Here is a 26,110-nt window from a genome sequence, read left to right on the forward strand (position 1 = left end):
CGGCGGCGGCGCGCCTTATCCGAAGGGATATGGAGGATCGTCGTAAATTCCCCTACGATCCTTATCGTCCTGAGGCAGCTGCGGCGACAAAATCCGATCGTCGGAGGATTCCAAACGCGATGACGCGATTCGAAGCGACCTATTTCGACGGTTTCGCCAATGAGGCGCGCCGCGTCGCATTGCGCTTTGGCCCGATGTTGGAGGTCTATGACGGGGACGCCTTTCTTTTCGCCTGGCCCTACGCCGAGGCGCGGCGCATCCCCGCGCCGCCTGACATGATGCGGCTGCGCGCCGCGAGCGCGCCCCGACTGGCGCGTCTAGAGATTCGCGATCCCGACGCGCGAAAGGAGATCGAGCGCCATTGTCCGCTGCTCGAAGGCGATAAAACGCTGCTTCGAAAAGGCTCGACCCTTAAAATCGTCGCCTGGTCGCTTGCCGCTGTGGCCGGCTTCGTCGGCCTCGTCTGGTTCGGCGCGCCTTTCGCGGCGAGCGAGATCGCCCCGCTCGTCCCGCTCTCCTGGGAGAAGCGCCTGGGCGAAGCCGCGGAAGGCCAGGTCCACGAAACTTTCGGCGGAAGCGCTTGCGTTTCGGCGCAAGGATCGGCGGCCCTCGCGAAGCTTTCGCAACGCTTGCAGGAAGCCTCCAATCTTCGTCTGCCGGCGACCATCGAAGCGATTTCCTCGAAGACGCCCAACGCCGTCGCCATGCCCGGCGGCAAGGTCTTCATTCTTGAGGGGCTCCTCGAAAAGGCGCAGTCGCAGGACGAGATCGTCGGCGTGCTCGCGCATGAATTCGGCCATTTGCAAAACCGCGATCATTTGCGTCGCCTTATCGCCGACGGCGGCGTCGCCTATCTCTTCGGCCTGCTCTTTGGCGATGTGGCCGGCGCCGGCGCGGTGGTCTATGTCGGCAGGACGCTGCTCAGCGCCGCCAATTCGCGCGAGGTCGAGGCGCAGGCCGACGCTTTCGCCGCGCAAACGCTCGCCCGCCTCGGCCGGCCGACAAAGCCGATGGGCGAACTGCTCTTGCGGGTGACCGGCGATGAGCGGGACGGCGTTTTCACCATTCTTCACGATCATCCTTTAAGCGAAGAGCGGCTTGCGCAGCTCGCCGCCGCCGACAAAGGCGAGACCGCGCCGCCGGTATTGACCGACGACGAATGGAAAGCGCTGAAGACGATCTGCGATTGAGCGCAAAGGCGCTGCTCCCGTAAGAGCGCCGCTACAGGAACTTCGCGCGGAAAGCGCCGCCGAAAGTCGCCGGCCAGCGGGCGAGGCCCACTCGTGCCGGATTGCTCGCGCTTCCCGGATCCCAAGAGCTGAAAGGCCTCTCGTCGCCGATGTTCTTGGCCCAGAAGCTGAGGCTATATCGATCGTCGTCGGTGCGGACGCCAAAGCCGGCGTTCACGATCGCAAAGCTTCCCTGCCAGTATTGCTGGATGGACCAGGGATTGGTCAATTGCGTCTTGTCTTGCCAGTTGACGTTGAAATAGCCGAATGCGGTGAGCGGCCGGTCAAGCCAGTCGCCGACGCTCCCGACACCCGAGAAGCCGCCGACATTGCTGAATACGCGCCCCAGCGGATGCTCGTAATTCGCGCCGATATTGAAGGTCCAGAGAGGAACGCCCTGCCAGCGCGTATTGGAAAGCGACAGTTTTGACGGCGCCGTCGTAGGCCCAGTGCTCCATTGCCAATCCGCCGGCGGCGCCGCATTGGGGTAGGACACCCAGCGGGCGTCGGAAAAGGCGGCGTTGAAATTGAGCCACAGCCTGTCGATCGGACTCCAACGCCCGTCGAGTTCGACGCCGCGGATGCGCGCATGATCGGCGTTGCCGAGCGCGGTGACGGCGACGGGCGCGCCCAGCGCGTCGGTGCGCGACGCGTCGACCACGTCCGTCTGGAAATTGTAGTAATCGTTCCAGTAGAGGTTGACGTTGAAGAGCAGCCGGTTGTCGAGCCATTGCGACTTGAAGCCCATCTCGTAATCCCACGAGATCTCCGGCTTGGTGAAAAGCGGCGTCCAGGTGTCAAACTGATAGACGCCATTCCTTTGGATATAGCGCGGATTGCCGCTGGTGTTGACGGCAGGCGCCTTCTCGGCGCGGCCCAGAAGGCCGTAAAGAAGAACATTCTCGCTCCACTGATATTGCGGATTGAATATCCCCATCGCGTGGTTGAGAAATTTTGACTGGTATCCCCTGTCGGAGAGGCCCCAGCCGCCCGCCGCGATGATCGCCTGGTCCTGATCGAAGATCGATACGTTCGGATAATAGCGGTTGAGATGGCTCACCGCGCCGCCGCGAATCTCATAGCTGTCGCGCAGGCCCAAGGTGAACGCCAGTTGCTCGTCGTAATGCCAGGTCGCCTGGCCATAGGCGGCGAATTGAATGTCCCGCGCCTTGGTGTACCACCAGTCCTCCACGCCCGGCAGCGCCGCCGGCCGCTTTAGCCAGTTCGCGGCGTCCCAGCCGAATTGCACGTGATGCATTTGATTGGCGGCGTCGTCGTAGAAGAGATAGACGCCGGTGGTCCATTCGAGCTCCTGGTCCTTGGGCGACGTCAGCCTGAATTCCTGCGACCCCTGCCCGACATAGGTGTTCATGCCGGAGCGCCAAAGGCCGAGCAATTGACCGTCCTCTTTGTACCTCTGCTCATTGCGGTTGAAGCCATAGGCCGAAAGCGACGTGAAGACGTTTTCGCCGACGTTCAGATTGAATTCGTTCGAAACCTGAATGTTTCTAACCGGATCGACGCCCATGTTCGCGATATAGGGCTTGTAAGGATTGTAGGAGAGGATCGGCTTGCCGAGACGGTTGACGATATTCTGGCCATAGGTCGCGGAGGGGCGCGTCCCATTCGCATAGATCAGGAAGGAATCGGCGAAGGGCCAGAGATTGCTGGTGTTATATTCATTGGACCTGTTGTAATTGAAGATCAGGCGGTCAGTGAAATCATCGCCGACATAGAGCAATTGTCCGCGCGCGGCCCAACGGTCGGTGTTCTTATAGCCGGCCCCGCTCGCCTGATCGCGAATCCAGCCGTCGCCCTTGTCGAGAAAGAAGCTGACGCGATAGGCGAGCTTGTCGTCGATGATCGGCCCGGTGACGGTCGCCTTCTCGATGACGCGGCTGAGATTGGCGAAATTGGTCTCGTTCGTCGCCTCGCGCGTGAAGGACGGCATCCGGTTGCGGATGATGAGGTTGCCCGCCGCGGTGTTCTTGCCGCCGGCCGTCCCCTGCGGGCCATAGGCGACTTCGAAGGACGCCACGTCAAAGAGGTCCATCCACTGGAAGCCCCAATATTTCCAGAAAATATTGTCGACGACATAGCCAGTGGGAGATTCGGTGCCGACGCCAGTGCCCGCGCCGATGCCGATCCATCGTATCGTTTGGCGCGAAGACTGCTGGGTGCCGCCGTTGTTGGCGCGATAATTCGGAACCTTCTGCTGCAGTTCGTCGAGACGGTTGATGTTCTCGCGCTCGATGGTCTTGGGATCGACGACGACGATGGAGCGCGGCTTTCGCTGCGCCTGCATCACAGGCTTGGAAGTTTCGCCCTCGCCGCCGCCGCTGCCCGTGACGTGAATATCGGCGACATTCGCGTTCTGCGCCTCCTGAGCGAATGAGGCGCCCGCGAAGGCGATGATCGCCGCGCCTGTCGCGACCGCATAGGCGCGCGACGAGACGCCGCGCTTGAGAGAGGAACGCAATTTGCGCGCGACGCAGGACATGGATGGCCTCCTGTTTCTGGATTTAAATTCTATTTTCTAGGTAGGAATAATATAGAAATAGAGGGAAGCTATCGGTCAAGAGCGGTTCCGCGCGGGCCGCCACGTTTCCGCCAGAGTCTGACATTTTTGCAACAGTTGACTGAATTATATTGATTTTAGTGGAAATAATTCCGCGGATGCGTCACGGGCCAGCTATTTCGACGAGCTCGGGTGACGTTGCTAAACTATATAATTTTGATCTAATTTAACCCTCCGTCGAGGCGCCAATGAGGAAGCGTCGCGGGCGGATTGATGCGAGGAGTTAAGATGAAATTATCTCTGTATTCACTCGTCGCCTGCGGCGCTCTCCTGTCGCTTGGCGCCTGCAACACCACGCAGCAGCAAACGGCGGCGGCCGATCCCCACGCCGGCCATGACGCCGCGACCCATGCTCGCCTGACGCGCCGCCCCCCGCCGGGCTTGCCGCCAGAAGGCGCAGGGGGCCAGGGCGCCGGCGAAATATCGAGCCCCGGCGGCGGCGGACATCATCATTAGACAGCATTCCGCCAAAACGGACCCCGGCTCACAAAGACTAGGCGAGAGTCGCAAATGAGCCGGAATCGCATTGCGACTCCGGCTCAAGAGAATCCCGTTCTATCCCTTAAATTTCGAGGATCGCGCGCGGCGATCGGCGACTACATCGCGGGAATTTGCTGCGCCGACTCGATGCGCGCCACGCCGTCGCGCACCGCCGCCTGCACTTTCTCGAAAGCCCGCACCTCGATCTGGCGCACCCGCTCGCGCGAGACGCCGAACTCCTCCGAGAGCTGTTCGAGCGTGATCGGATCGTCGGAAAGACGGCGCGCCTCGAAAATGCGTCGCTCGCGCGGGTTGAGCACGTCGAGCGCGCCGCGCAGCGCCTTGAGGCGATTGTCGCTCTCTTCCTGCGCGACGAGCAGATGCTCCTGATCGGCGCTGTCGTCGACGAGCCAGTCCTGCCACTCGCCCTCGCCCTCCTCGCGCAGGGGCGTGTTGAGCGAGGCGTCACCGCTCATGCGGCGATTCATGTCGATCACGTCCCGCTCCGACACGCCGAGACGATGCGCGATTTTCTCGACGTTTTCGGGCTTGAGATCGCCCTCCTCGAAAGCGGAGATGCGGCTTTTCGCCTTGCGCAGATTGAAGAAGAGCCGCTTCTGGCTCGCCGTCGTGCCCATTTTCACGAGCGACCAGGAGCGCAGAATATATTCTTGAATTGAGGCGCGGATCCACCACATCGCATAGGTCGCAAGGCGAAAGCCGCGATCCGGCTCGAAACGCTTGACGGCCTGCATCAGGCCGACATTGCCTTCCGAGACGATTTCGCCGATCGGCAGGCCATAGCCGCGATAGCCCATGGCGATCTTGGCGACGAGACGCAGATGCGAGGTGATCAGCTCCTGAGCCGCTTTGGGGTCCTCATGCTCCCGCCAGCGTTTGGCCAGCATATATTCCTGCTGCGGCTCCAACATAGGAAACCGCCTGATTTCAGAAAGATAGCGTGTGAGGCCGTCTTCCGAGACGATGGGCAAAGCATTCGCCATAAAGTCGTCCTCCGAGCGGACCCCCGTGCCTTGGCGGGACCGCAATGAGCGATCGCGAGACGCCGACCGCGAGGGGAGATTATAGGGCGCCGGCAGGGGGCGGGAAAATGACGATTGCGTGAAGGCGCGCTAAAGCCGGGATTAAGATTTCGCAATGTGAATGCGCTTGGAAAAGCGCTTAGGCGACCTTCGCAACGCGCAGCGGCAAGGCGATGGTTTCGAGCGTCATTAAATCGAGTTTCTTGGACGCGTGATCGATATCTAGCCCCACGAGGTCGCCCGCCGGATCAAAATCTGCATTGACGCCGGACACGATTTCGCGCGTTTCAGCGGCAGGCGAAGCCTTCAATTCGATGTAAAGACTGTCCGTCTCAGGATAGTAGTGAAGCTTCATGGCTTTTCTTTCCCGAAGTCTCGATCGAAGAAGGCGTTGTGCAGAGTTTCGCCATCATCGAGAGTAACGACCCTTTTGCGTGACGGTTAGGCGTCACTTCGACATGCCGCCGAGCACGCCGCGCAAAATCTGCCGGGCGATCTGCGTGCCGGCGGAGCGCGCGGCGGATTGAATGGCGGCGCGCGCCGCGAGTTCGGCCGGCGACATGCGCTTCCTGTCCGCCCTGCCGAAAATGCTTCCCAGCACGCCGCCTAAAGTTCCTAGCAGGCCGCCGCCCGCGGCCTCGCCGGAATCGCCCTTGCCCGCGCGCGCCTGCAAAAGCTCAAAAGCGGACTCGCGATCGAACATTGTGTCGTATTTTCCGGCAAGGGCGCTCGCCGCAAGGATCGCCTTGCGCTCCTCGGGCGTGATCGGGCCAACGCGCGCGGCGGGCGGCGCGATCAGGGCCCGCTCGACCACCTCGGGCGCGCCCTTGGCGTCGAGCATGGAGACGAGCGCCTCGCCGACCCCCAGATGCATGATGACGTCGGCTTCGTCGATCTTAGGATTGTCGCGGAAAGTCTCGGCGGCGGCGCGCACGGCCTTCTGCTCGCGCGGGGTGAAGGCCCGCAACACATGCTGAATGCGATTGCCGAGCTGGCCCAGCACCGTATCGGGCAGGTCGAGCGGATTTTGCGTCACGAGATAAACGCCGACGCCCTTGGAGCGGATGAGCCGCACGACCTGCTCGATCGCCGAAAGCAGCGCCTTGGGCGCATCCTCGAAAAGCAGATGCGCCTCGTCAAAAAAGAAGACGAGCTTCGGCTTGTCGAGATCGCCGACCTCGGGAAGCCTTTCGAAAAGCTCCGACAGCATCCATAGCAGGAAGGTCGCGTAAAGCCGCGGCGCGCGCATCAGTTTGTCGGCGGCGAGAATATTGACGACGCCGCGCCCGTCGCGATCGACGCGCAGGAAATCCATGATGTCGAGCGCCGGCTCGCCGAAGAAATTCTCGCCGCCCTGCGTCTCCAGCACCAGGAGCTGGCGTTGGATCGCGCCGACGCTCGCGGGCGCGACATTGCCATATTTGGCCTTGTAGGTCGCGGCGTTCTCGGCGACATGGGTCAGCATGGCGCGCAGATCTTTCAGATCGAGCAGGAGCATTCCCTGCTCGTCCGCCGCCTTGAAGACGATGTTGAGAACGCCTTCCTGCGTATCGTTGAGGTCGAGGAGGCGCGAGAGCAGCAGCGGTCCCATTTCGGAGACTGTCGCGCGCACCGGATGGCCCTGCTCGCCGAAAACATCCCAGAAGACGACGGGGAAACGGTCGGGCGCGTAAGGAACGCCGATCTCCTTGGCGCGGGCGACGAAAGCGGGTTTGGCGTCGCCCGGCTGCGAGAGGCCGGCGAGATCGCCCTTCACGTCGGCGAGGAAGACGGCGGTTCCCGCATTGGAGAAACCTTCCGCAAGCCGCTGCAGCGAAACGGTCTTGCCGCCGCCCGTCGCGCCCGCGATCAGGCCATGGCGATTGCCGAGCGCCAGGGAAAGGTAACGATATTGAAATAATTTTTCGCCTGTCGCGCTCGCGCCGACGAGGATTTTGCCCGGAACGTCATTGGGATTGTCGCTCATCATCAAAGGCGCTTTCGAAGCGGAATCGCGGAAAGGCCGCAAAGCTACACCATTCGCCCGCCAGGCGCATCGTCGCCCGTCCCGCGTCGAAGCCCCCAAGTCCGCGCTCGGCGCCGGCGCTTGGCGAATGCAAAGGGCCGAGATAAGTTTCCCCGCGCGCGAAAGGAAGTTCAATGACGCGACGTTTGGCGGCGGCGGCGCTTGACGGCTTCGATATCAAATCGGCGGCGGCGACAAGAGGCCGGTCGGCTTTCGCAGCGACGCCCCGCCCCGCCTTTGCGGCGCTCGCCGCCAATTCAAACAATCGCCAGGAAACGCATCCATGTCCAACGGGCCGACGAAGAATAATTCGAAGGGGGGCAAGAGTGGGGCCAAAAACGGCCGCGCGGCGGCGCCCGCCATCTCCAAGCCGCTGGTGATCGGCGTCGGCGCCGTCTTCGCGCTCATCTTCGGCGTCTTCGTCTTCTTTACGAGCGGCAAGCCCTCTGCCCCGCCGCCCTCGGCGATCGGCGGCCCCTTCCAGCTCACCGCCCATACCGGCCAGCCGGTGACGGACCAGGATTTTCTGGGACGCCCTTTCCTCGTCTTTTTTGGCTATACGCACTGTCCCGACGTTTGTCCGACGACGCTCTTCGAAATGTCGGAGGTGCTGCGCGCCCTGGGGCCGGACGCCAAGGTCGGCGGACTCTTCGTCACCGTCGATCCCGAACGCGACACGCCGGAAAAACTCAAGGACTATCTCGCCAATTTCGATCCGCGCATCATCGGCGTCACCGGCCCGCGCGCCTCGATCGACCCGGTGCTGCGCGAATATCGCATCTTCTCCAAGCGCGCGCCGAGCAAGGAGGAAGACTATTCCGTCGACCACACGACCGTCGTCTATCTGATGGACAAGAACGGCCGCTTCGTGCGCCCCTTCAACGTGGCGCGCCGCCCCGCGGAAGCGGCGCGCGAGCTTGAGCGTTATCTTTAAGAAGCGTTTACGCCCAGCGCGGGGACTGGCGTGGTGAACGCGCGCTGAGTTGGAACGTCTTCATGAATCGATGATTCATGAATGCGCCGCCGCCCTTAGCGCGCAAGAAGATCATGCGCGACGCGCCGCGCAAGCGAAATATTTTCGCGTGAGGCGTTTTTCGATCTCGCGACTCATATGGCCTTTGCGTTACCATAAGGCCATGCTTCGACTCCTGCGTGAAGGGCCAGCGCCAAAAGGCGGCGCCTCGCTGCTCACATTGACCCACGCCGACGCGACCATCGTCGTCGCCCTGCGCCGTTCGCAGAATGCAAGACGTTTCACGCTGCGCGTGCGCTTCGCGGCGCGCGACGCCGTATTGACCATGCCGCAGCGCGCCTCCCTGCGCGACGCGCGGGAATTCGCGGAGCGCCACGCCGCCTGGATCGCCGCGCGGCTCAATCGCCTGCCGGCGACGATCCCCTTCGCACATGGCTCGGTGACGCCCTTGCGCGGCGTCGATCATATGATCGCCCATTGTCCCGAGCGGCGCGGCGTCACCTGGATCGAAGAGCGCGACGGCGCCGAGACGCCTTTCGCGCTCTGCGTCGCGGGACGCGCGGAACATGTGCATCGGCGCGTGCAGGACTATCTCAAGCGCGAGGCGCGCCGCGACATCGAGGAGGCCGTGGCCCGTCACACCGCCTCGCTGAACTTGGCCCCGCGCGGCATCGGCCTGCGCGATCCGGTGAGCCGCTGGGGATCATGCTCGGCTACCGGCGCGCTGAATTTTTCCTGGCGGCTCATCATGGCGCCGCCTTTCGTGCTCGACTATCTCGCCGCGCATGAAGTCGCGCATCTCGTCCATCTCGATCATTCGCCGAAATTCTGGCGCCTCGCGCGCCGGCTCTGCGCCGACACCGATCGCGCCGAGGCCTGGCTTTCCGCGCATGGCGCGCATCTCCATAAATATGGAGCCAAGGCGCGATGAGGGACCGGAGCAATCCGGTCGGTCTCGCGCTCCCCGAGCCGCCCCGCGACAAATATATGATATCGTCGTGACCGAACGGGGGTCGCGCGCGCTTTCGACCCGCGAATTGATCTTTCATCAAGGCTTCGATTTTCGCGGCGACAATGACAGTTCCCGGGCGCGGGCGGCGAAATTTTTCATGGACCGCGTCGACCGCGATCCGTCACAGTGAATAAGGGGAGCGCATGAGCCAGAGAGTCGGCGGAGAAACGACGGACGCCACGCGGCCGCCCTGGGCGGCGATGGCGTTCGCGCGCACGCGCGGCGCGCTTCTCGATGAACTTGTTTTGCGGGCGCAATCGCTGCCGCCGATCCGCATGGGCGTCGTCCATCCCTGCGACGCCCGTTCGCTGGAAGGCGCGCTCGCCGCGCGCGACAAGGGGCTGATCGTCCCCACCTTCGTTGGGCCCTGCGCCAAGATCGAGGCGGCGGCGCGCGCGAGCGGCGTTTCGCTCGAAGGCGTCGAGATCGTCGACGCGCCGCATAGCCACGCCGCCGCCGACCAGGCCGTCGAACTCGTGCGCCGCGGCCGGCTGCACGCCCTGATGAAAGGCGCGCTGCATACGGACGAAGTAATGAGCGCCGTGGTGCGCGAGGGCTCGGGGCTGCGCACCGACCGCCGCATCAGCCATGTTTTCGTCATTGACGCGCCGACCTATCACAAGCTGCTGCTCGTCACCGACGCCGCGATCAACATCGCGCCGACGCTGGACGTTAAACGCGACATCGTGCGCAACGCCGTCGATCTCGCCCACGCCATCGGCATCGAGCGGCCGAAGGTCGCGCTGCTTTCGGCGGTGGAGACGGTCGAGGCGAAAATCCCCTCGACCGTCGAGGCCGCCGCCCTTTGCAAAATGGCGGATCGCGGCCAGATCGCCGACGCGACGCTCGATGGGCCGCTCGCCTTCGACAACGCCATTTCGCGCGAGGCGGCGGAGGCGAAACATATCCGCTCGGAAGTCGCCGGCGACCCCGATATTCTCGTCGCGCCCGATCTCGAGGCCGGCAATATTCTCGCCAAGCAACTGGTGTTTCTGGCCGGCGCCGATACGGCGGGGCTGGTGCTCGGCGCGCGGGTCCCCATCGTGCTGACGAGTCGCGCCGACGACGTCCAATCGCGCGTCGTTTCCTCCGCGCTGGCGCAGATTTTCACCCACCGGCCGCGCCAGCCGCCGCTTTAGCGCGGGAAGCCAAAAGCCCGCGCGCTTCTCGACATTGCGCGCGCCGCATGGCAGAAACGCCTCAATCCGTGACGCTTTCGGCGCTCGGGGCGACGCGCCGCGTCGCCGCCGGGCGCGACTTTTTCGACGCCCGATCGACGCCTATGACCGACATCGCCAAACTGGAAGAAGAGACGCTGCGCCAGATCGACGCCGCGACCGACGAAGCGCAGCTCGAGGCCGTGCGCCTTTCCGCGCTCGGCAAGAAGGGCGCGATTTCGGCGCTGCTCGCCACGCTCGGCAAAATGGCGCCCGAAGAGCGCAAGACCGAAGGCGCAAAGATCAATGCGCTGAAGGACAAGGCGGCCGAGGCGATCGCCGCCCGCCGCGCGGCGCTTTCGGAAGCCGCTTTAGAAACGCGGCTCAAGGCCGAAACCCTCGACGTGACCCTGCCCGCCGCGACGAGCCCGCTCGAGCGCGGACGCATTCACCCGATTTCGCAAGTGACGGACGAACTTTCCGTCATCTTCGCCGATATGGGCTTCGCGGTGGCGGAAGGCCCCGACATCGAAAGCGATGACTATAATTTCACCAGGCTGAACTTTCCCGAGGGCCACCCGGCGCGGGAGATGCAGGACACGTTCTTCCTCGCCCCGGAAGGCGGCGAGAAGCGGCTGCTGCGCACCCATACGAGCCCGGTGCAGGTCCGCACCATGCTGTCGCAAAAGCCGCCGATCCGCGTCATCTGCCCCGGCCGCGTCTATCGCTGCGACTTCGATCAGACGCATACGCCGATGTTCCATCAGATCGAGGGCCTCGTCATCGACGAGACGACGCATTTGGGACATCTCAAATGGACGCTTGAAGAATTCTTGAAGAGCTTCTTCGAGGTGAAGGGGGTGAAACTGCGCTTCCGCCCCTCCTTCTTCCCCTTCACCGAACCGTCGATGGAGGTCGACGTTCAGTGCCGGCGCCAGGGCGGCGAAATCCGTTTCGGCGAGGGCGAGGACTGGATGGAGATTTTGGGCTGCGGCATGGTGCATCCCAATGTGCTCAGAAACTGCGGCATCGATCCCGACCGCTATCAGGGCTTCGCCTTCGGCGTCGGCGTCGACCGCCTCGCCATGCTGAAATATGGCATGTCGGATTTGCGCGCCTTTTTCGACGCCGACCTGCGCTGGCTCGCGCATTATGGATTCAGGCCGCTCGACTTCCCGACGCTCGCGGGAGGACTGTCATCATGAAGTTTCACGGTGAACTTGATGAACTACAGCAGTATGTAAAATTTGCCGGGCGCGAGGGAGATTGGTCTGACGATGGGAAGGGCTGTCACCGATTCCGATCAAGGTCTGGCGACATTCTAAACTGGTGGCCAAAGACTGGGACGGTCAGCTGCCAAGGAAAAAGGGCAGACGCGCTTGCCGCCGATTTGACGAGGATCATTGGCGAAAAGGCAAATTTTGAAGCCAAGGCGTCGTCTAATGTTCGGCGAATTTTTATCGTTCATGGCAGCGATCACGAAGCTCTCGAGCAGCTCGAACTAGTGTTGTTTCGTTTGGGTATCGAGCCTCTAATTCAGAAAAACGTGGACGGTAAGGGCCTGCCCCTTTTTCATGCTCTCATGGAAAACATTGGGAATGAATCGGACTTCGTATTCGTGCTGATGACTCCAGACGATTACGGATACCGCAAGGATCAAAACGATACGGAACGGCAACCACGAGCCCGCCAGAATGTAATTCTGGAAGCCGGGATGGCGTTGTCAAAACTTGGCTCTGATCGAGTCGCCCTTATAAAGAAGGGCACGCTAGAACTGCCGTCCGACCTCGAGGGCATCATCCGTGTTGAGTACAACACTCATGTAAAAGAGGTAGCTGCCAAAATCGCACAACGATTAACGGGCGCAGGAATTCCTATAGCAGAATCGCGCGTAATCTCGGCATCGCAATAAAGCAAATGAAATTCACCCTCTCCTGGCTTAAGGAACATCTCGACACCTCGGCCTCGCTCGCCGAAATCGTCGAGACGCTGACGCGCATCGGCCTCGAGGTCGAGCATGTGCATGACCCGGCCGCGCAGCTTAAAGACTTCACCATCGCAAGCGTAATCGAGGCGAAGCCGCATCCCAACGCCGATCGTCTGCGCGTCTGCATGGTTGATACGGGAAGCGGCGCGCCGGTGCAGGTCGTCTGCGGCGCGCCCAACGCCCGCACCGGCATGAAGAGCGTCTTCTCGCCGCCCGGAACCTATATTCCCGGCAAGAAGATCACGCTCGGCAAGGGCGTCATTCGCGGCGTCGAGTCGCTTGGCATGCTCTGCTCTTCCGCCGAGCTTGAACTCTCCAACGATCATGACGGCATCATCGACCTGCCCGATGACGCGCCGGTCGGCGCGATTTACGCGCAATGGGCCGGGCTCGACGATCCGGTGATCGAGATCAATCTGACGCCCAATCGCCCCGACGCCGCCGGCGTTTATGGAATCGCGCGCGATCTCGCCGCCGCGGGCCTCGGCGTTCTCAAGACGAGAGACATTCTGCCGGTCGAGGGCAAATTCCCCTGCCCCGTCGCCGTGACCCGCGACTTTGCGGAGGAAGACGCGCATCTCGCGCCGTTCTTCGGCCTGCGTCTCGTACGCGGCGTCAAGAACGGGCAAAGCCCCGCCTGGCTGCAGGCGCGGCTGCGCGAGATCGGCCTGCGTCCGATCAACGCCCTCGTCGACATCACCAATTTTCTCACCTTCGACCGCGCGCGCCCGCTGCATGTCTTCGACGCGAAAAAGGTGAAGGGAAATCTCGTCCTGCGCCGCGCGAAAAAGGGCGAGACCCTGCATGCCCTCGATGGCAGGACCTATGAACTCGACGAGAGCATGGTCGTCATCTGCGACGACAATGGGCCTGAATCGCTCGCGGGCGTCATGGGCGGCGAGGCGTCAGGCTGTGATGAATCGACGACCGACGTGTTGATCGAGACGGCGCTGTGGGACTCGCAAAATATCGCGCATACCGGGCGCAAGCTCGGCATCGTCACCGACGCGCGCTATCGTTTCGAACGCGGCGTCGATCCCGACTTCGCGCTGGCGGGTCTCGAACTCGCGACGCAGCTCGCGCTCGACTTCTGCGGCGGCGCGCCGTCGGAGCTCACGCTCGCCGGCGAGCTTCCGCGGCTCTCGCGCGCGATCAGTTTTCCCTGGAGCGAAACGAAACGCCTCACGGGATTGGATGTTACCCGCGAAGAAGCGACGATGATTCTCGAGCGCCTCGGCTTCAGCGTGGAAAGCGCCGGCGACGAGATTGCGCATATCGCCGCCCCGAGTTGGCGACCCGATATTGAGGGCAAGGCCGATATCGTCGAAGAAATCGTACGCATGGTCGGCGTCGACAATGTGCCCGCGACGCCGCTGCCGCGCATGGACGGCGTCGCGCCGCCAGTGCTCACATTGCTTCAGAAGCGCGCCCGCAACGCCCGTCGCGCGCTCGCGAGCCAGGGCCTCGTCGAAGCGGTGACCTGGTCCTTCGTCTCGAAAGAGCAAGCGGAGGCGTTCGGCGGCGGCGCGCCGGGGCTCGCGCTCGCCAATCCGATCGCGTCGGACCTCTCCGACATGCGGCCGAGCCTGCTGCCGGGCCTTGTCGCCGCATCGGGGCGCAACGCCGCGCGCGGGCTTGGCGACACAGCTCTTTTCGAAGTCGGGCAGATTTTCCTTGATCCAAGCGAAAAGGGCCAGCGCCTCGCCGCCGCGGGCGTCAGGCGCGGCCTTACGGGCGCTGGCCGCCACTGGTCCGCGCCGGCGCAGGACGCCGGCGCTTTCGACGCCAAGGCCGACGCGATGGCGCTGCTCGCGACGCTTGGCGTCGCGACGGGCGGTCTGCAGGTCGTTCCCGGCGGGCCGCCGTGGTTTCATCCCGGCCGCTCGGCGACGCTGCAATTCGGGCCCAAGGCCGTCATCGGCCATTTCGGCGAATTGCATCCGCGGGCGCTGACCGCGATGGACGTCGAAGGGCCGGTCGCGGCTTTCGAGATCATTCTCGATGCGCTGCCGGCGCCGAAGGCGAAGCCGACGAAGATCAAGCCGAAGCTGGAGATTTCCGATCTTCAGCCCGTCTCGCGCGATTTCGCCTTCCTCGTCGCGCGCGACGCGCTCGCGAGCGATCTCATCCGCGCCGTCGCCGGCGCCGACAAGGCGCTCATCTCGGATGTCAGCGTCTTCGACGTCTATGAGGGCAAGGGCGTGCCGGAAGGCAAGAAGTCGGTTGGCGTCGCCGTCACCCTGCAGCCGCGCGAGAAAACCCTGACCGACGCCGAGATCGAAACGATCGCGCAAAAAATCGTGACGGAGGCGGAAAAAAAATGCGGCGCGACGCTCAGAGGATAGGCGAACATTATTGGGCGCGCACGCTCGGCGCCGCGCTCCTCGCCGTGACGCTCCTTCCCGGGCGCGCGGGCGCGGCGGCGCGCTCGATCGCCGATTGCGAGAAGATTCAGGAAGCCGACGCCTATAATCGCTGCCTCGCCTCTTTTGGGCCGGTTCGCGGCCAGCGCGGCAAGACATATCCCGGCGTCGCCAGCGAGGGCGGCAGGAGCAAAGGCGCGGGGAGCTATCGCCCGGCGCCAGGAGGGGCGCAGCTCTCGCAGGGACGCGGCGGCCGCGTGCGGATGGAGTTCACGCCTGGCCGACGTCAATGAATACAGACGATAGGGGGCAGCTTTGACAAAAATAACTGATCCAGAAGCAATCATTATCTTCGACGAATCTTTAACTACGGGTGACAATTATGATATTATCCAATCTAACATCGACTTTATAAACGACATGCTTGGCATGCTATACATGCAAGAGGAAATATCCTATCATGCGATGTTAAGCTACTGGGTTGATTACTACCTCACGCAAATGAACAACGGCGGTTTTGCCCAATTCGTTCACAACTCAGGTTGGCCTTCTTTCGGTATACAGTGTGTTCGAAATGGCCTGCAAGCAATTGGCGCGGCTAAACATTCCCAACTTTTCGAAAAAGGCGCGGCATTAGTAGCTACGCTCTCCCCAGAACGGCTACAAGCTTTTTCGCAGGCGGACATCGATACTTATGTCGCCAGCCCGGAACTGCCTATCCTAGATTTTATCAGCGACGATTTTTTTCGAATCAATGAGGAAGAAGACCTCATTGAACTCAACTCAGCTTGGCTAAAAGCGCATCCCGCGCTGGTGATAGCGAGCGGCGAACAGATAGACGCTGAAATCGAGAGGCGCGCTGATTGCGTTCCGGATCAGGACGCGAGGATTGCTTTGCGAGCTAAAGCCCGACGCGATCACAAAATCATCCTGGCTTTATGCGCCGAGGCGAACCAAAAGCTTGAAACAGTCACTGCGGGTGTTAGCCAGGAATTTAATGGCGCCCGAAGAACGGCATGGCATTTCGTCACGGATCAAGGTCATTTCTATATGATCGACGAAGGAGACAAGGCTTTTATGGTCCGGGACCGCTCCAACAACATTGTTTGTGAAATAGATGTATCCAAATTGCAGATCAGCCAGTCTTGAGGTCGCGAGGGATTAGCGGAAATCCCGAATTTTCCCCTTGGCAAAACCGCTCCGCCCGACTAAATAGAGCGTTCCGGGGCTGGCCAATCGACCTGCGGCCCCGTTTTCAGATTTGAGCTTCCGCCTAAAACAAAAGTCCTAACAAGGGCTTAGTCAATGGCGGCGGATAGGCCGGCGGACCCGGGGAATTCCTCGTGTCCGGTCCGGCCATGTCCTGTCCGAGACTGCCGGCGCGCGCTAGGGGCCTCAAAACCCTGTAGCGGCTCAATCGGCCCAGGAGACGACGGCCCGTCCGTCGCCTTGAGGGCGGCCTGCACAGACGGGGAAACCGTAATTTTACAAGGCCGTGAACGGGTTTCCCGCCAGCGTCCTTCGAATTTGGTTCACGCCCCTTCAACCGCCGCGGCTTCGCCCGCGACGGGGACAGGATCTACGGCGCCGCTTGCTCCAGGCAAAATTGCCTCGCGCGAGCGGCATGTCGCAACCGGCGGGGTTTTCCCGCCAGTTAGAAGAGAGCAACCGTGGACAGAGCGGAGAAAAAGGAAGCGGTCGCGACGTTGCGCGAAGTCTTTTCGAAGACGGGCGTGGTCGTCGTGGCGCACTACTCCGGCCTGACCGTGGCTCAGTTGCAAAACCTGCGCAAGCAGGCGCGCAACGCGGGCGCGACGGTCCAGGTCGCAAAGAACCGCCTCGCCAAGATCGCTCTCGATGGCGCCGACGTCGCCTCCATCGCGCCCCTGCTCAAGGGGCCGACCCTGATCGCCTATTCGGACGATCCGGTGGCGGCGCCGAAAGTCGCCGTGGCCTTCGCCAAGGACCATGACAAATTCGTCATCCTCGGCGGGGCCATGGGCAAGACTGCTCTGAACCCGGACAGCGTGAAGTCGCTCGCGACCATGCCGTCCCTCGACGAACTGCGCGGCAAGCTCGTGGGCCTCATCCAGGCGCCCGCGACCAAGATCGCCCAGCTCTCGACCGCGCCGGCCGCCAAGCTCGCGCGCGTCTTCGGAGCCTACGCCAATCGAGACGCGGCCTAAGAGGCTCGCAACCTAAAGAACCAAATTCAAAGGACGTAACAAATGGCTAATCTGGAAAAGATCGTCGAAGACCTCTCGGCCCTCACCGTGCTCGAGGCCGCCGAGCTTGCGAAGCTCCTCGAAGAGAAATGGGGCGTCTCCGCCGCCGCGGCCGTCGCCGTCGCGGCCGCCCCGGGCGCCGGCGCCGCCGCCGCGCCGGCCGTCGAGGAGAAGACCGAGTTCAACGTGATTCTCGCCGCCGCCGGCGACAAGAAGATCGAGGTCATCAAGGAAGTCCGCGCGATCACGGGCCTCGGCCTCAAGGAGGCCAAGGATCTCGTCGAAGGCGCGCCCAAGCCCGTCAAGGAAGGCGCGAGCAAGGAAGAAGCCGAGAAGATCAAGGCCGCCCTCGAAAAGGCCGGCGCCAAGGTCGAACTCAAGTAAGCGAGCCGCGTTTTACGCTGCTCAGACCCTCTCCCCGCACGCGGGGAGAGGAAGCGCACCGCGCTTTTAGATTTCGGTTGCTACTCACCAAGAGGCTCGAAGGGCGACATGGCTCAGACGTCGGCGAGAAAATTCACCGGTCGCAAGCGCATCCGCAAATTCTTCGGACATATCCGCGAAGCGGCGGAAATGCCCAATCTGATCGAGGTGCAAAAGGCCTCCTACGATCAGTTCCTGCTTGTCGACGAGCCGAAGGGCGGGCGTCCCGACGAGGGCCTGCAGTCCGTCTTCAAATCCGTCTTCCCGATCTCCGATTTCTCGCAGGTTTCGCTGCTCGAATTCGTGCGCTACGAATTCGAGGCGCCCAAATATGACGTCGACGAATGCCGCCAGCGCGGCATGACCTACGCCGCGCCGCTCAAAGTGACGCTGCGGCTCATCGTGTTCGACGTCGATCCCGACACGCAGGCGAAGTCGGTCAAGGACATCAAGGAGCAGGACGTCTATATGGGCGACATGCCCTTCATGACGTCGAACGGCACCTTTGTCGTCAACGGCACCGAGCGCGTCATCGTCTCGCAGATGCATCGCTCGCCCGGCGTCTTCTTCGATCACGACAAGGGCAAGAGCCATTCTTCCGGCAAGCTCCTGTTCGCCGCCCGCATCATTCCCTATCGCGGCTCCTGGCTCGACATCGAATTCGACGCCAAGGACATCGTCTATGCGCGCATCGACCGGCGCCGCAAGATTCCGGTGACGTCGCTGCTCTTCGCGCTCGGCCTCGACGGCGAGGAGATTCTCTCGACCTTCTACAAGACCATCGTCTATACGGCGGATGGCGAGAGCTGGCGCATGCCTTTCGACGCCGAACGCGTCAAGGGCGTGAAGGCCGTCGCCGACATGATCGACGCCGATTCAGGCCAGGTCATTCTTGAAGCCGGCAAGAAACTCGCCGTCCGCGCCGCGCGCCAACTCGCCGAAAACGGCGTGAAGGCGGTCCGCGTCGCGCCGGAAGAGCTCTACGGCCAATATCTCGCGCAAGATCTCTACGATCCAGCGACGGGCGAAATCTTCGCCGAGGCCGGCGACGAGATCACCGTGAAAACGCTGCCGCTGCTCATCGAAAAAGGCTTCGACGAGCTGCCCGTGCTCGACATCGACCATATCAATATCGGCCCCTATATCCGCAACACGCTCGCCGTCGACAAGAACAGCAGCCGCGAGGAGGCGCTGTTCGACATCTATCGCGTGATGCGTCCGGGCGAGCCGCCGACGATGGACACGGCGGAAGCCATGTTCCATTCGCTATTCTTCGATTCCGAGCGCTACGATCTTTCGGCGGTCGGCCGCGTGAAGATGAATATGCGCCTCGATCTCGACGCGCCGGACACGACGCGCACGCTGCGCCGCGAGGATATCGTCGCGGTCGTGCGGGCGCTCGTCGATCTGCGCGACGGCCGCGGCGAAATCGACGACATCGACCATCTCGGCAACCGCCGCGTGCGCTCGGTCGGCGAATTGATGGAAAATCAGTATCGCCTCGGCCTGCTCCGCATGGAGCGCGCGATCAAGGAGCGCATGTCCTCGGTCGACATCGATACGGTGATGCCGCAGGACCTCATCAACGCCAAGCCGGCGGCGGCGGCGGTGCGCGAATTCTTCGGCTCGTCGCAGCTCTCGCAATTCATGGACCAGACCAATCCGCTATCGGAGATCACGCATAAGCGTCGTCTCTCGGCGCTGGGTCCGGGCGGCCTGACGCGCGAGCGCGCCGGCTTCGAGGTGCGCGACGTGCACCCCACCCATTACGGCCGCATCTGTCCGATCGAAACGCCGGAAGGCCCGAACATCGGCCTCATCAATTCGCTCGCGACCTTTGCGCGCGTCAATAAATACGGCTTCATCGAAGCGCCTTATCGCCGCGTGCGCGACGGCAAGGTGACGGGCGAGGTCGCCTATCTCTCCGCGATGGAGGAGGCGAAATACCACGTCGCCCAGGCGAACGCGCCGGTCGACGACAATGGCAATCTGACGGAAGACCTCGTGCTCTGCCGCCACGCCGGCGACGTGATGCTGGTGCCGCGCGAAAAGGTCGACGCGATGGACGTGTCGCCCAAGCAGCTCGTCTCGGTCGCGGCGGCGCTCATTCCGTTCCTGGAGAACGACGACGCCAACCGCGCGCTGATGGGCTCTAACATGCAGCGCCAGGCGGTGCCGCTTGTGAAAGCCGACGCGCCGCTCGTCGGCACCGGCATGGAGCCGATCGTCGCGCGCGATTCTGGAGCCGCCATTTCGGCGCGCCGCACCGGCGTCGTCGATCAGATCGACGCGACCCGCATCGTCGTCCGCGCGATGGAGGAGCTCGATCCGGCGAAGCCCGGCGTCGACATCTATCGGCTGATGAAGTTCCAGCGCTCGAACCAGTCAACCTGCATCAACCAGAAGCCGCTCGTTCGCGTCGGCGATCTGGTGCAAAAGGGCGACATCATCGCCGACGGCCCCTCGACGGACCTCGGCGATCTGGCGCTCGGCCGCAACGTGCTCGTCGCCTTCATGCCGTGGAACGGCTACAACTTCGAGGACTCGATCCTCCTCAACGAGCGCATCGTCAAGGACGACGTCTTCACTTCGATTCATATCGACGAATTCGAGGTGATGGCGCGCGACACCAAGCTCGGTCCCGAGGAGATCACCCGCGACATTCCGAACGTCTCGGAAGAGACGCTGAAGAATTTGGACGAAGCGGGCATCGTCTATATCGGCGCTGAGGTCCAGGCGGGCGACATTCTCGTCGGCAAGATCACGCCCAAGGGCGAAAGCCCGATGACGCCGGAGGAGAAGCTCCTGCGCGCCATCTTCGGCGAAAAGGCCTCCGACGTGCGCGACACCTCGTTGCGCGTGCCGCCGGGCGTTCAGGGCACGATCGTCGAAGTGCGCGTCTTCAACCGCCACGGCGTCGAGAAGGACGAACGCGCCCAGGCGATCGAGCGCGAGGAGATCGAGCGTCTCGCCAAGGACCGCGACGACGAGCTCGCCATCCTCGACCGCAACGTCTATGCGCGCCTCGGCGAGACGCTTGTCGGCAAGGTCGCGATCGCCGGGCCGAAGAGCTTCAAGAAGGGCGAAAAGCTCAGCCAGGCGATTCTCGACGAATATCCCCGTTCGCAATGGTGGACCTTCGTCGTCGAGGACGATGCGCTGATGGCGTCGATCGAAGCCGTGCGCAAGCAATATGACGAGTCGAAGAAGGGGCTTGAGAACCGCTTCCTCGACAAGGTCGAGAAATTGCAGCGCGGCGACGAACTGCCGCCCGGCGTGATGAAGATGGTCAAGGTCTTCGTCGCGGTGAAGCGCAAGATTCAGCCCGGCGACAAAATGGCCGGCCGTCACGGCAACAAGGGCGTCGTCTCGCGCATCGTGCCGCAGGAGGACATGCCCTTCCTCGAGGACGGCACGCCCGTCGACATCGTGCTCAACCCGCTCGGCGTGCCGAGTCGCATGAACGTCGGACAGATTCTCGAGACGCATCTCGGCTGGGCCTGCGCGGGACTGGGCAAGCAGATCGGGCAAACGGTCGACGCCTATTACCGCAATAAGGACATCAAGCCTTTGCGCAAGGCGCTGACCGAGGTCTATGGCGACGATCCGGAGCTTTCCTCGCTCGACGATCAAAGCCTGATCGAGGTCGGCAAGGACTTGAAGCGCGGCGTGCCGATCGCGACGCCTGTCTTCGACGGCGCGCGCGAGAAGGACATCGTCGAGATGCTGGCCAAGGCCGGGCTCGCCTCGTCCGGTCAGGTGACGCTCTTCGACGGGCGCACGGGCGAAACTTTCGACCGCAAGGTGACGGTGGGCTACATCTATATGCTGAAGCTGCACCATCTCGTCGACGACAAGATTCACGCGCGCTCGATCGGCCCTTATTCGCTCGTCACCCAGCAGCCGCTGGGCGGCAAGGCGCAATTCGGCGGCCAGCGTTTCGGCGAAATGGAGGTCTGGGCGCTCGAAGCCTATGGCGCCGCCTATACGCTGCAGGAAATGCTGACGGTGAAATCGGACGACGTCGCCGGCCGCACCAAGGTCTATGAGTCGATCGTGCGCGGCGACGACACGTTCGAATCCGGCATCCCCGAGAGCTTCAACGTGCTCATCAAGGAAATGCGTTCATTGGCGCTCAATGTTGAGCTGACCAACGCCGCGCCGGAAGAGGAAGCGCCGCCCACGGCGGCCGAAGCGGCGGAGTAAGTTCGCGTTTCCCTCTCCCGCTCGCGGGAGAGGGTGGCTCGACGAAGTCGAGCCGGGTGAGGGCCCTCATCCGTCGTCACTTCGTGACGACACCTTCTCCCGCAAGCGGGAGAAGGGACGCGCCCAGAGATTTTCGACCGGCGGAAGACGCAAGACGCGCTTCCATCCCGGTCCAGGAGAAGACCATGAATCAGCAAGAGGTCATGAATCTCTTCAATCCGGTCGTGGCGACGCAGGCCTTCGACCAGATTCAGATTTCGATCGCGAGCCCGGAGAAAATCCTCTCCTGGTCCTTCGGCGAAATCAAAAAGCCCGAGACGATCAACTACCGCACGTTCAAGCCCGAACGCGACGGCCTTTTCTGCGCGCGCATCTTCGGTCCGATCAAGGACTATGAGTGCCTTTGCGGCAAATATAAGCGCATGAAGTATAAGGGCGTCATCTGCGAGAAATGCGGCGTCGAGGTGACGCTGGCGCGCGTGCGGCGCGACCGCATGGGCCATATTTCGCTCGCCGCGCCCGTCGCGCATATCTGGTTCTTGAAGTCGCTGCCCTCGCGCATCGGCTTGCTGCTCGACATGACGCTCAAGGATCTCGAGCGCATCCTCTATTTCGAGTCCTATATCGTCATCGATCCAGGCCTGACGCCGCTCAAGGAGCGCCAGCTCCTGTCGGAAGAGGAATGTCTGCGCGCGCAGGACGAATATGGCCAGGATCATTTCCAGGCCATGATCGGCGCCGAGGCGATCCGCAAGCTCTTGGAGTCGATGGACCTCGAGGCCATCGCCGCGTCGCTGCGCATCGAGATCTCTGAAGCGAAGACCGAGCTGAAGCCCAAGAAGCTCGCCAAACGCCTGAAGATCATCGAGGCCTTCATCCAGTCGGGCAATCGCCCGGAATGGATGATCCTCAAGGAAGTGCCGGTCATTCCGCCGGATTTGCGTCCGCTCGTGCCGCTCGACGGCGGCCGTTTCGCGACCTCGGACCTGAACGATCTCTACCGCCGCGTCATCAACCGCAACAATCGCCTCAAGCGGCTCATCGAACTGCGCGCGCCGGACATCATCATCCGCAACGAGAAGCGCATGTTGCAGGAGGCGGTCGACGCGCTGTTCGACAACGGCCGGCGCGGGCGCGTCATCACGGGCGCCAACAAGCGCCCGCTGAAGTCGCTCGCCGACATGCTGAAGGGTAAACAGGGCCGCTTCCGCCAGAACCTGCTCGGCAAGCGCGTCGACTATTCCGGCCGTTCGGTCATCGTCGTCGGACCGGAGCTCAAGCTGCATCAATGCGGCCTGCCCAAGAAGATGGCGCTGGAGCTGTTCAAGCCCTTCATCTATTCGCGCCTCGACGCCAAGGGCTATTCCGCGACCGTGAAGCAGGCGAAGAAGCTCGTCGAAAAGGAGAAGCCCGAAGTCTGGGACATTCTCGACGAGGTCATTCGCGAACATCCGGTGCTCCTCAATCGCGCGCCGACGCTGCATCGCCTCGGCATTCAGGCTTTCGAGCCGGTGCTGATCGAGGGTAAGGCGATTCAGCTTCATCCGCTGGTGTGCGCCGCCTTCAACGCCGACTTCGACGGCGACCAGATGGCCGTTCACGTGCCGCTGTCGCTCGAAGCGCAGCTTGAAGCGCGCGTGCTGATGATGTCGACGAACAACATCCTGCATCCCGCCAATGGCCAGCCGATCATCGTGCCGAGCCAGGACATCGTTCTCGGCCTCTATTATCTTACGATCGAGCGCGACGGCGATCCCGGACAGGGCATGGCCTTCTCGAACCAGGGCGAAATCGAGCATGCGCTCGCCGCCAAGGCGATCACGCTGCACAGCAAGATCAAGGGCCGCGCCTGGACCTATGACGAGAAGGGCCGTCGCGTATCAAAAATCTTCGACACCACGCCCGGCCGCATGATGCTCGGCCAGCTTCTGCCGACCCACCACAAGATTCCCTTCGACGTCGTCAACAAGCTGATGACGAAGAAGGAAATCTCCAACATGATCGACACCGTCTACCGCAACTGCGGTCAGAAGGAGACGGTGATTTTCTGCGACCGCATCATGTCGCTCGGCTTCCGCGAAGCCTTCAAGGCTGGCATCTCCTTCGGCAAGGACGACATGGTCGTGCCGGAGACGAAGGAGAAGATCGTCGGCGAGACGCGCGCCGCCGCCAAGGAATATGAGCAGCAGTATAATGACGGCCTCATCACCCAGGGCGAGAAATACAATAAGGTCGTCGACGCCTGGGCGAAATGCTCCGAGAAGCTCGCCGAGGAGATGATGGCGCGCATCTCGGCCGTCCATAAGGACGAGCACGGCCGCGATCTGCCGATCAACTCCATCTATATGATGTCGCATTCTGGCGCGCGCGGTTCGCCGACGCAGATGCGTCAGCTCGCCGCCATGCGCGGCCTGATGGCGAAGCCCTCCGGCGAGATCATCGAGAGCCCGATCATCTCGAACTTCAAGGAAGGCCTCACCGTTCTCGAATATTTCAACTCCACGCACGGCGCCCGCAAGGGTCTCGCCGACACGGCGTTGAAAACCGCGAACTCGGGCTATCTCACGCGCCGCCTCGTCGACGTCGCGCAGGATTCGATCATCTCCACGACCGACTGCGGCACGCAGAACGGCATCCGCATGCGCGCCATCATCGACGCGGGACAGGTCGTCGCCTCGCTCACCTCGCGCATTCTCGGCCGCACCGCGGCGGAGGATCTGAAGTCGCAGGACGGCAAGACGATCATCGTGCGCGCCGGCGACATGATCCAGGAGGAGCATATCGAGGCGATCAACGCCGCCGGCATTCAGGAGGTGAAGATCCGCTCGGTTCTCACCTGCGAGGCCAAGAACGGCGTCTGCGGCAAGTGCTATGGGCGCGATCTCGCGCGCGGCACGCCCGTCAATATGGGCGAAGCCGTCGGCGTCATCGCGGCGCAGTCGATCGGCGAGCCGGGCACGCAGCTCACCATGCGCACCTTCCATATCGGCGGCGCGGCGCAGCTTGCGGACCAGTCCTTCATCGAGTCGAATTTCGAGGGCAAGGTGCATGTGCGCAACCGCCATGTCGCCCGCAACTCGGACGGCGACCTCATCGTCATGGCGCGTAACGTCGCCGTGGTGATTCTTGGTCCCGACGGCTCCGAGCGCGCGGTCAACCGTATCCAATACGGCGCGAGGCTGAAGGTCGACGAGGGCGACAAGGTGAAGCGCGGGCAGCGCCTCGCCGAGTGGGATCCCTATACGCGGCCGATCATCAGCGAAATCGACGGCATCATCGGCTTCGAGGATCTGGTCGAGGGCCAGTCGATGTCGGAGACGGCCGACGAGTCGACCGGCATCTCCAAGCGCATGGTCATGGACTATCGCCTCAACCTGCGCTCGGCGAGTCTCAAGCCCTCGATCGTCATCAAGGGCGAGGACGGCAAGATCGGCAAGCTGCAGCGCGGCGGCGACGCCCGCTATCTCTTGCCCGTCGACTCGATCATCGCGGTCGAGCCCGGCGGCACGGTGAAAGCCGGCGACATCGTCGCGCGTATTTCGGTCGAAAGCGCCAAGACGCGCGACATCACCGGCGGTCTGCCGCGCGTCGCCGAACTCTTCGAGGCGCGCCGGCCGAAGGACCATGCGATCATCGCGGAAATCTCCGGCGTCGTGCAGTTCGGCAAGGACTATAAGAACAAGCAGCGCATCACCATCACACCGACGGAGGAAGGCGCGGAGCCGGTCGAATATCTCATCCCGAAGGGCAAGCATATTCACCTTCAGGACGGCGACGTGGTAGAAAAAGGCGATTATATCGTCGACGGCAATCCGGCGCCGCACGACATTCTGGCGATCAAGGGCGTGGAGGAGCTTGCCGCTTACCTCGTCAATGAGATCCAGGAGGTCTACCGGCTGCAGGGCGTCAACATCAACGACAAGCACATTGAAGTGATCGTGCGTCAGATGTTGCAGAAGGTCGATATCGTCGATCCGGGCGACACCGGCTTCCTCGAAGGCGAGCAGGTGGATCACGTCGAGCTCGACGAGGCCAACGTCAAGGCGATCGAGAATGGCGGCAAACCCGCGACGGGCACGCCGGTGCTGCTCGGCATCACCAAGGCGTCGCTGCAGACGCGCTCCTTCTTCTCCGCCGCCTCCTTCCAGGAGACGACGCGCGTGCTCACCGAGGCCGCGGTCAACGGCAAGATCGACCCGCTGGTCGGGCTGAAGGAGAACGTCATCGTCGGCCGGCTCATTCCGGCCGGCACCGGCGCGGCGATGTCGAAGTTCCGCGGCATCGCCGGCGGCCGCGACGATCTCATCATCGAGCAGCGCGCCGAAACGGCTGAACCCGCGCCGGCGCTGCCGCCAGCGGAGTGAAACTGCAGGCATTATGAAAATTGAAAAGGCCGCCCTTTGCCGGGCGGCCTTTTGCTTTGGCCTGC

Annotated in this window: 19 protein-coding genes; 15 read left to right on the forward strand and 4 right to left on the reverse strand. The window is 62.6% G+C overall.

Features of this window, described 5'->3' with window-relative positions; genetic code table 11:
• Nucleotides 1–119: 119 nt before the first annotated feature.
• A complete protein-coding gene (locus tag V3H18_RS06310) occupies nt 120–1,190 on the forward strand; it encodes a M48 family metallopeptidase (RefSeq protein WP_332081126.1) in 1,071 nt (356 codons plus the stop codon).
• A 31-nt stretch (nt 1,191–1,221) separates the two neighbouring features.
• Here V3H18_RS06310 and V3H18_RS06315 read toward each other — a convergent pair whose 3' ends face one another.
• Entirely contained in the window at nt 1,222–3,729 is a 2,508-nt protein-coding gene (locus tag V3H18_RS06315; RefSeq protein ID WP_332081127.1) for a TonB-dependent receptor, read from the reverse strand.
• 306 nt (nt 3,730–4,035) lie between these two features.
• Between V3H18_RS06315 and V3H18_RS06320 the strand changes: the two genes are divergently transcribed.
• Complete coding sequence (locus tag V3H18_RS06320) at nt 4,036–4,263, forward strand: hypothetical protein (RefSeq protein ID WP_332081128.1); 228 nt, start codon at nt 4,036–4,038, stop codon at nt 4,261–4,263.
• 140 nt (nt 4,264–4,403) lie between these two features.
• On the opposite strand, the gene rpoH is transcribed toward V3H18_RS06320, so the two are convergent.
• The 3 genes from rpoH to V3H18_RS06335 all read right to left on the reverse strand — a co-directional run bounded on the left by rpoH (nt 4,404) and on the right by V3H18_RS06335 (nt 7,296).
• A complete protein-coding gene (rpoH, locus tag V3H18_RS06325) occupies nt 4,404–5,291 on the reverse strand; it encodes an RNA polymerase sigma factor RpoH (protein WP_332081129.1) in 888 nt (295 codons plus the stop codon).
• A gap of 178 nt (nt 5,292–5,469) precedes the next feature.
• A complete protein-coding gene (locus tag V3H18_RS06330) occupies nt 5,470–5,685 on the reverse strand; it encodes a DUF2283 domain-containing protein (RefSeq protein WP_332081130.1) in 216 nt (71 codons plus the stop codon).
• 93 nt (nt 5,686–5,778) lie between these two features.
• Nucleotides 5,779–7,296 carry a helicase HerA-like domain-containing protein gene (locus tag V3H18_RS06335; protein ID WP_332081131.1) on the reverse strand — a complete coding sequence of 506 codons (1,518 nt, stop codon included), beginning with the start codon at nt 7,294–7,296 and terminating at the stop codon, nt 5,779–5,781.
• Between the two features lie 322 nt (nt 7,297–7,618).
• Between V3H18_RS06335 and V3H18_RS06340 the strand changes: the two genes are divergently transcribed.
• The 13 genes from V3H18_RS06340 (at nt 7,619) to rpoC (ending at nt 26,045) form a co-directional block, all read left to right on the forward strand.
• The gene (locus tag V3H18_RS06340) at nt 7,619–8,269 is read left to right on the forward strand and encodes an SCO family protein (RefSeq protein ID WP_332081132.1); all 651 of its coding nucleotides are present in this window, start codon (nt 7,619–7,621) and stop codon (nt 8,267–8,269) included.
• A 202-nt stretch (nt 8,270–8,471) separates the two neighbouring features.
• Nucleotides 8,472–9,239 carry a M48 family metallopeptidase gene (locus V3H18_RS06345; RefSeq protein ID WP_332081133.1) on the forward strand — a complete coding sequence of 256 codons (768 nt, stop codon included), beginning with the start codon at nt 8,472–8,474 and terminating at the stop codon, nt 9,237–9,239.
• 67 nt (nt 9,240–9,306) lie between these two features.
• A complete protein-coding gene (locus V3H18_RS06350) occupies nt 9,307–9,450 on the forward strand; it encodes a hypothetical protein (RefSeq protein ID WP_332081134.1) in 144 nt (47 codons plus the stop codon).
• Nucleotides 9,451–9,463: 13 nt separating this feature from the next.
• A complete protein-coding gene (locus tag V3H18_RS06355; RefSeq protein WP_332081135.1) occupies nt 9,464–10,459 on the forward strand; it encodes a bifunctional enoyl-CoA hydratase/phosphate acetyltransferase in 996 nt (331 codons plus the stop codon).
• A gap of 143 nt (nt 10,460–10,602) precedes the next feature.
• Complete coding sequence (pheS, locus tag V3H18_RS06360) at nt 10,603–11,682, forward strand: phenylalanine--tRNA ligase subunit alpha (RefSeq protein ID WP_332081161.1); 1,080 nt, start codon at nt 10,603–10,605, stop codon at nt 11,680–11,682.
• Nucleotides 11,679–12,389: a nucleotide-binding protein gene (locus V3H18_RS06365; protein ID WP_332081137.1), complete on the forward strand. Its 711-nt coding sequence runs from the start codon at nt 11,679–11,681 to the stop codon at nt 12,387–12,389. The genes pheS and V3H18_RS06365 overlap by 4 nt, the downstream gene beginning before the upstream one ends.
• A 5-nt stretch (nt 12,390–12,394) precedes the next feature.
• Nucleotides 12,395–14,809: a phenylalanine--tRNA ligase subunit beta gene (gene pheT, locus V3H18_RS06370; RefSeq protein ID WP_332081138.1), complete on the forward strand. Its 2,415-nt coding sequence runs from the start codon at nt 12,395–12,397 to the stop codon at nt 14,807–14,809.
• Nucleotides 14,785–15,120: a hypothetical protein gene (locus tag V3H18_RS06375; protein ID WP_332081139.1), complete on the forward strand. Its 336-nt coding sequence runs from the start codon at nt 14,785–14,787 to the stop codon at nt 15,118–15,120. Before pheT ends, V3H18_RS06375 begins: the two co-directional genes overlap by 25 nt.
• A 22-nt stretch (nt 15,121–15,142) precedes the next feature.
• Nucleotides 15,143–15,976: a DMP19 family protein gene (locus V3H18_RS06380; RefSeq protein WP_332081140.1), complete on the forward strand. Its 834-nt coding sequence runs from the start codon at nt 15,143–15,145 to the stop codon at nt 15,974–15,976.
• Between the two features lie 521 nt (nt 15,977–16,497).
• Nucleotides 16,498–17,013: a 50S ribosomal protein L10 gene (gene rplJ, locus V3H18_RS06385; RefSeq protein WP_332081141.1), complete on the forward strand. Its 516-nt coding sequence runs from the start codon at nt 16,498–16,500 to the stop codon at nt 17,011–17,013.
• A 42-nt stretch (nt 17,014–17,055) separates the two neighbouring features.
• Nucleotides 17,056–17,436 carry a 50S ribosomal protein L7/L12 gene (rplL, locus tag V3H18_RS06390; protein WP_332081142.1) on the forward strand — a complete coding sequence of 127 codons (381 nt, stop codon included), beginning with the start codon at nt 17,056–17,058 and terminating at the stop codon, nt 17,434–17,436.
• A 108-nt stretch (nt 17,437–17,544) separates the two neighbouring features.
• A complete protein-coding gene (gene rpoB / locus V3H18_RS06395) occupies nt 17,545–21,681 on the forward strand; it encodes a DNA-directed RNA polymerase subunit beta (RefSeq protein WP_332081143.1) in 4,137 nt (1,378 codons plus the stop codon).
• 185 nt (nt 21,682–21,866) lie between these two features.
• Nucleotides 21,867–26,045, forward strand: coding sequence for a DNA-directed RNA polymerase subunit beta' (gene rpoC / locus V3H18_RS06400; RefSeq protein WP_332081144.1), 4,179 nt, complete (start codon nt 21,867–21,869; stop codon nt 26,043–26,045).
• Nucleotides 26,046–26,110: the final 65 nt, after the last annotated feature.

This window comes from Methylocystis borbori (assembly GCF_036576025.1).
In the GTDB taxonomy this organism is placed as follows: domain Bacteria; phylum Pseudomonadota; class Alphaproteobacteria; order Rhizobiales; family Beijerinckiaceae; genus Methylocystis; species Methylocystis borbori.

Coding starts and splice junctions, on each gene's coding strand:
- V3H18_RS06355 (WP_332081135.1), top strand. CDS start 9,464: ATGAGCCAGAGAGTCGGCGGAGAAACGACGGACGCCACGCGGCCGCCC.
- pheS (WP_332081161.1), top strand. CDS start 10,603: ATGACCGACATCGCCAAACTGGAAGAAGAGACGCTGCGCCAGATCGAC.
- V3H18_RS06310 (WP_332081126.1), top strand. CDS start 120: ATGACGCGATTCGAAGCGACCTATTTCGACGGTTTCGCCAATGAGGCG.
- V3H18_RS06340 (WP_332081132.1), top strand. CDS start 7,619: ATGTCCAACGGGCCGACGAAGAATAATTCGAAGGGGGGCAAGAGTGGG.
- V3H18_RS06345 (WP_332081133.1), top strand. CDS start 8,472: ATGCTTCGACTCCTGCGTGAAGGGCCAGCGCCAAAAGGCGGCGCCTCG.
- V3H18_RS06315 (WP_332081127.1), bottom strand. CDS start 3,729: ATGTCCTGCGTCGCGCGCAAATTGCGTTCCTCTCTCAAGCGCGGCGTC.
- rpoC (WP_332081144.1), top strand. CDS start 21,867: ATGAATCAGCAAGAGGTCATGAATCTCTTCAATCCGGTCGTGGCGACG.
- rplL (WP_332081142.1), top strand. CDS start 17,056: ATGGCTAATCTGGAAAAGATCGTCGAAGACCTCTCGGCCCTCACCGTG.
- V3H18_RS06375 (WP_332081139.1), top strand. CDS start 14,785: ATGCGGCGCGACGCTCAGAGGATAGGCGAACATTATTGGGCGCGCACG.
- rpoH (WP_332081129.1), bottom strand. CDS start 5,291: ATGGCGAATGCTTTGCCCATCGTCTCGGAAGACGGCCTCACACGCTAT.
- rpoB (WP_332081143.1), top strand. CDS start 17,545: ATGGCTCAGACGTCGGCGAGAAAATTCACCGGTCGCAAGCGCATCCGC.
- V3H18_RS06365 (WP_332081137.1), top strand. CDS start 11,679: ATGAAGTTTCACGGTGAACTTGATGAACTACAGCAGTATGTAAAATTT.
- V3H18_RS06320 (WP_332081128.1), top strand. CDS start 4,036: ATGAAATTATCTCTGTATTCACTCGTCGCCTGCGGCGCTCTCCTGTCG.
- pheT (WP_332081138.1), top strand. CDS start 12,395: ATGAAATTCACCCTCTCCTGGCTTAAGGAACATCTCGACACCTCGGCC.
- V3H18_RS06335 (WP_332081131.1), bottom strand. CDS start 7,296: ATGAGCGACAATCCCAATGACGTTCCGGGCAAAATCCTCGTCGGCGCG.
- V3H18_RS06330 (WP_332081130.1), bottom strand. CDS start 5,685: ATGAAGCTTCACTACTATCCTGAGACGGACAGTCTTTACATCGAATTG.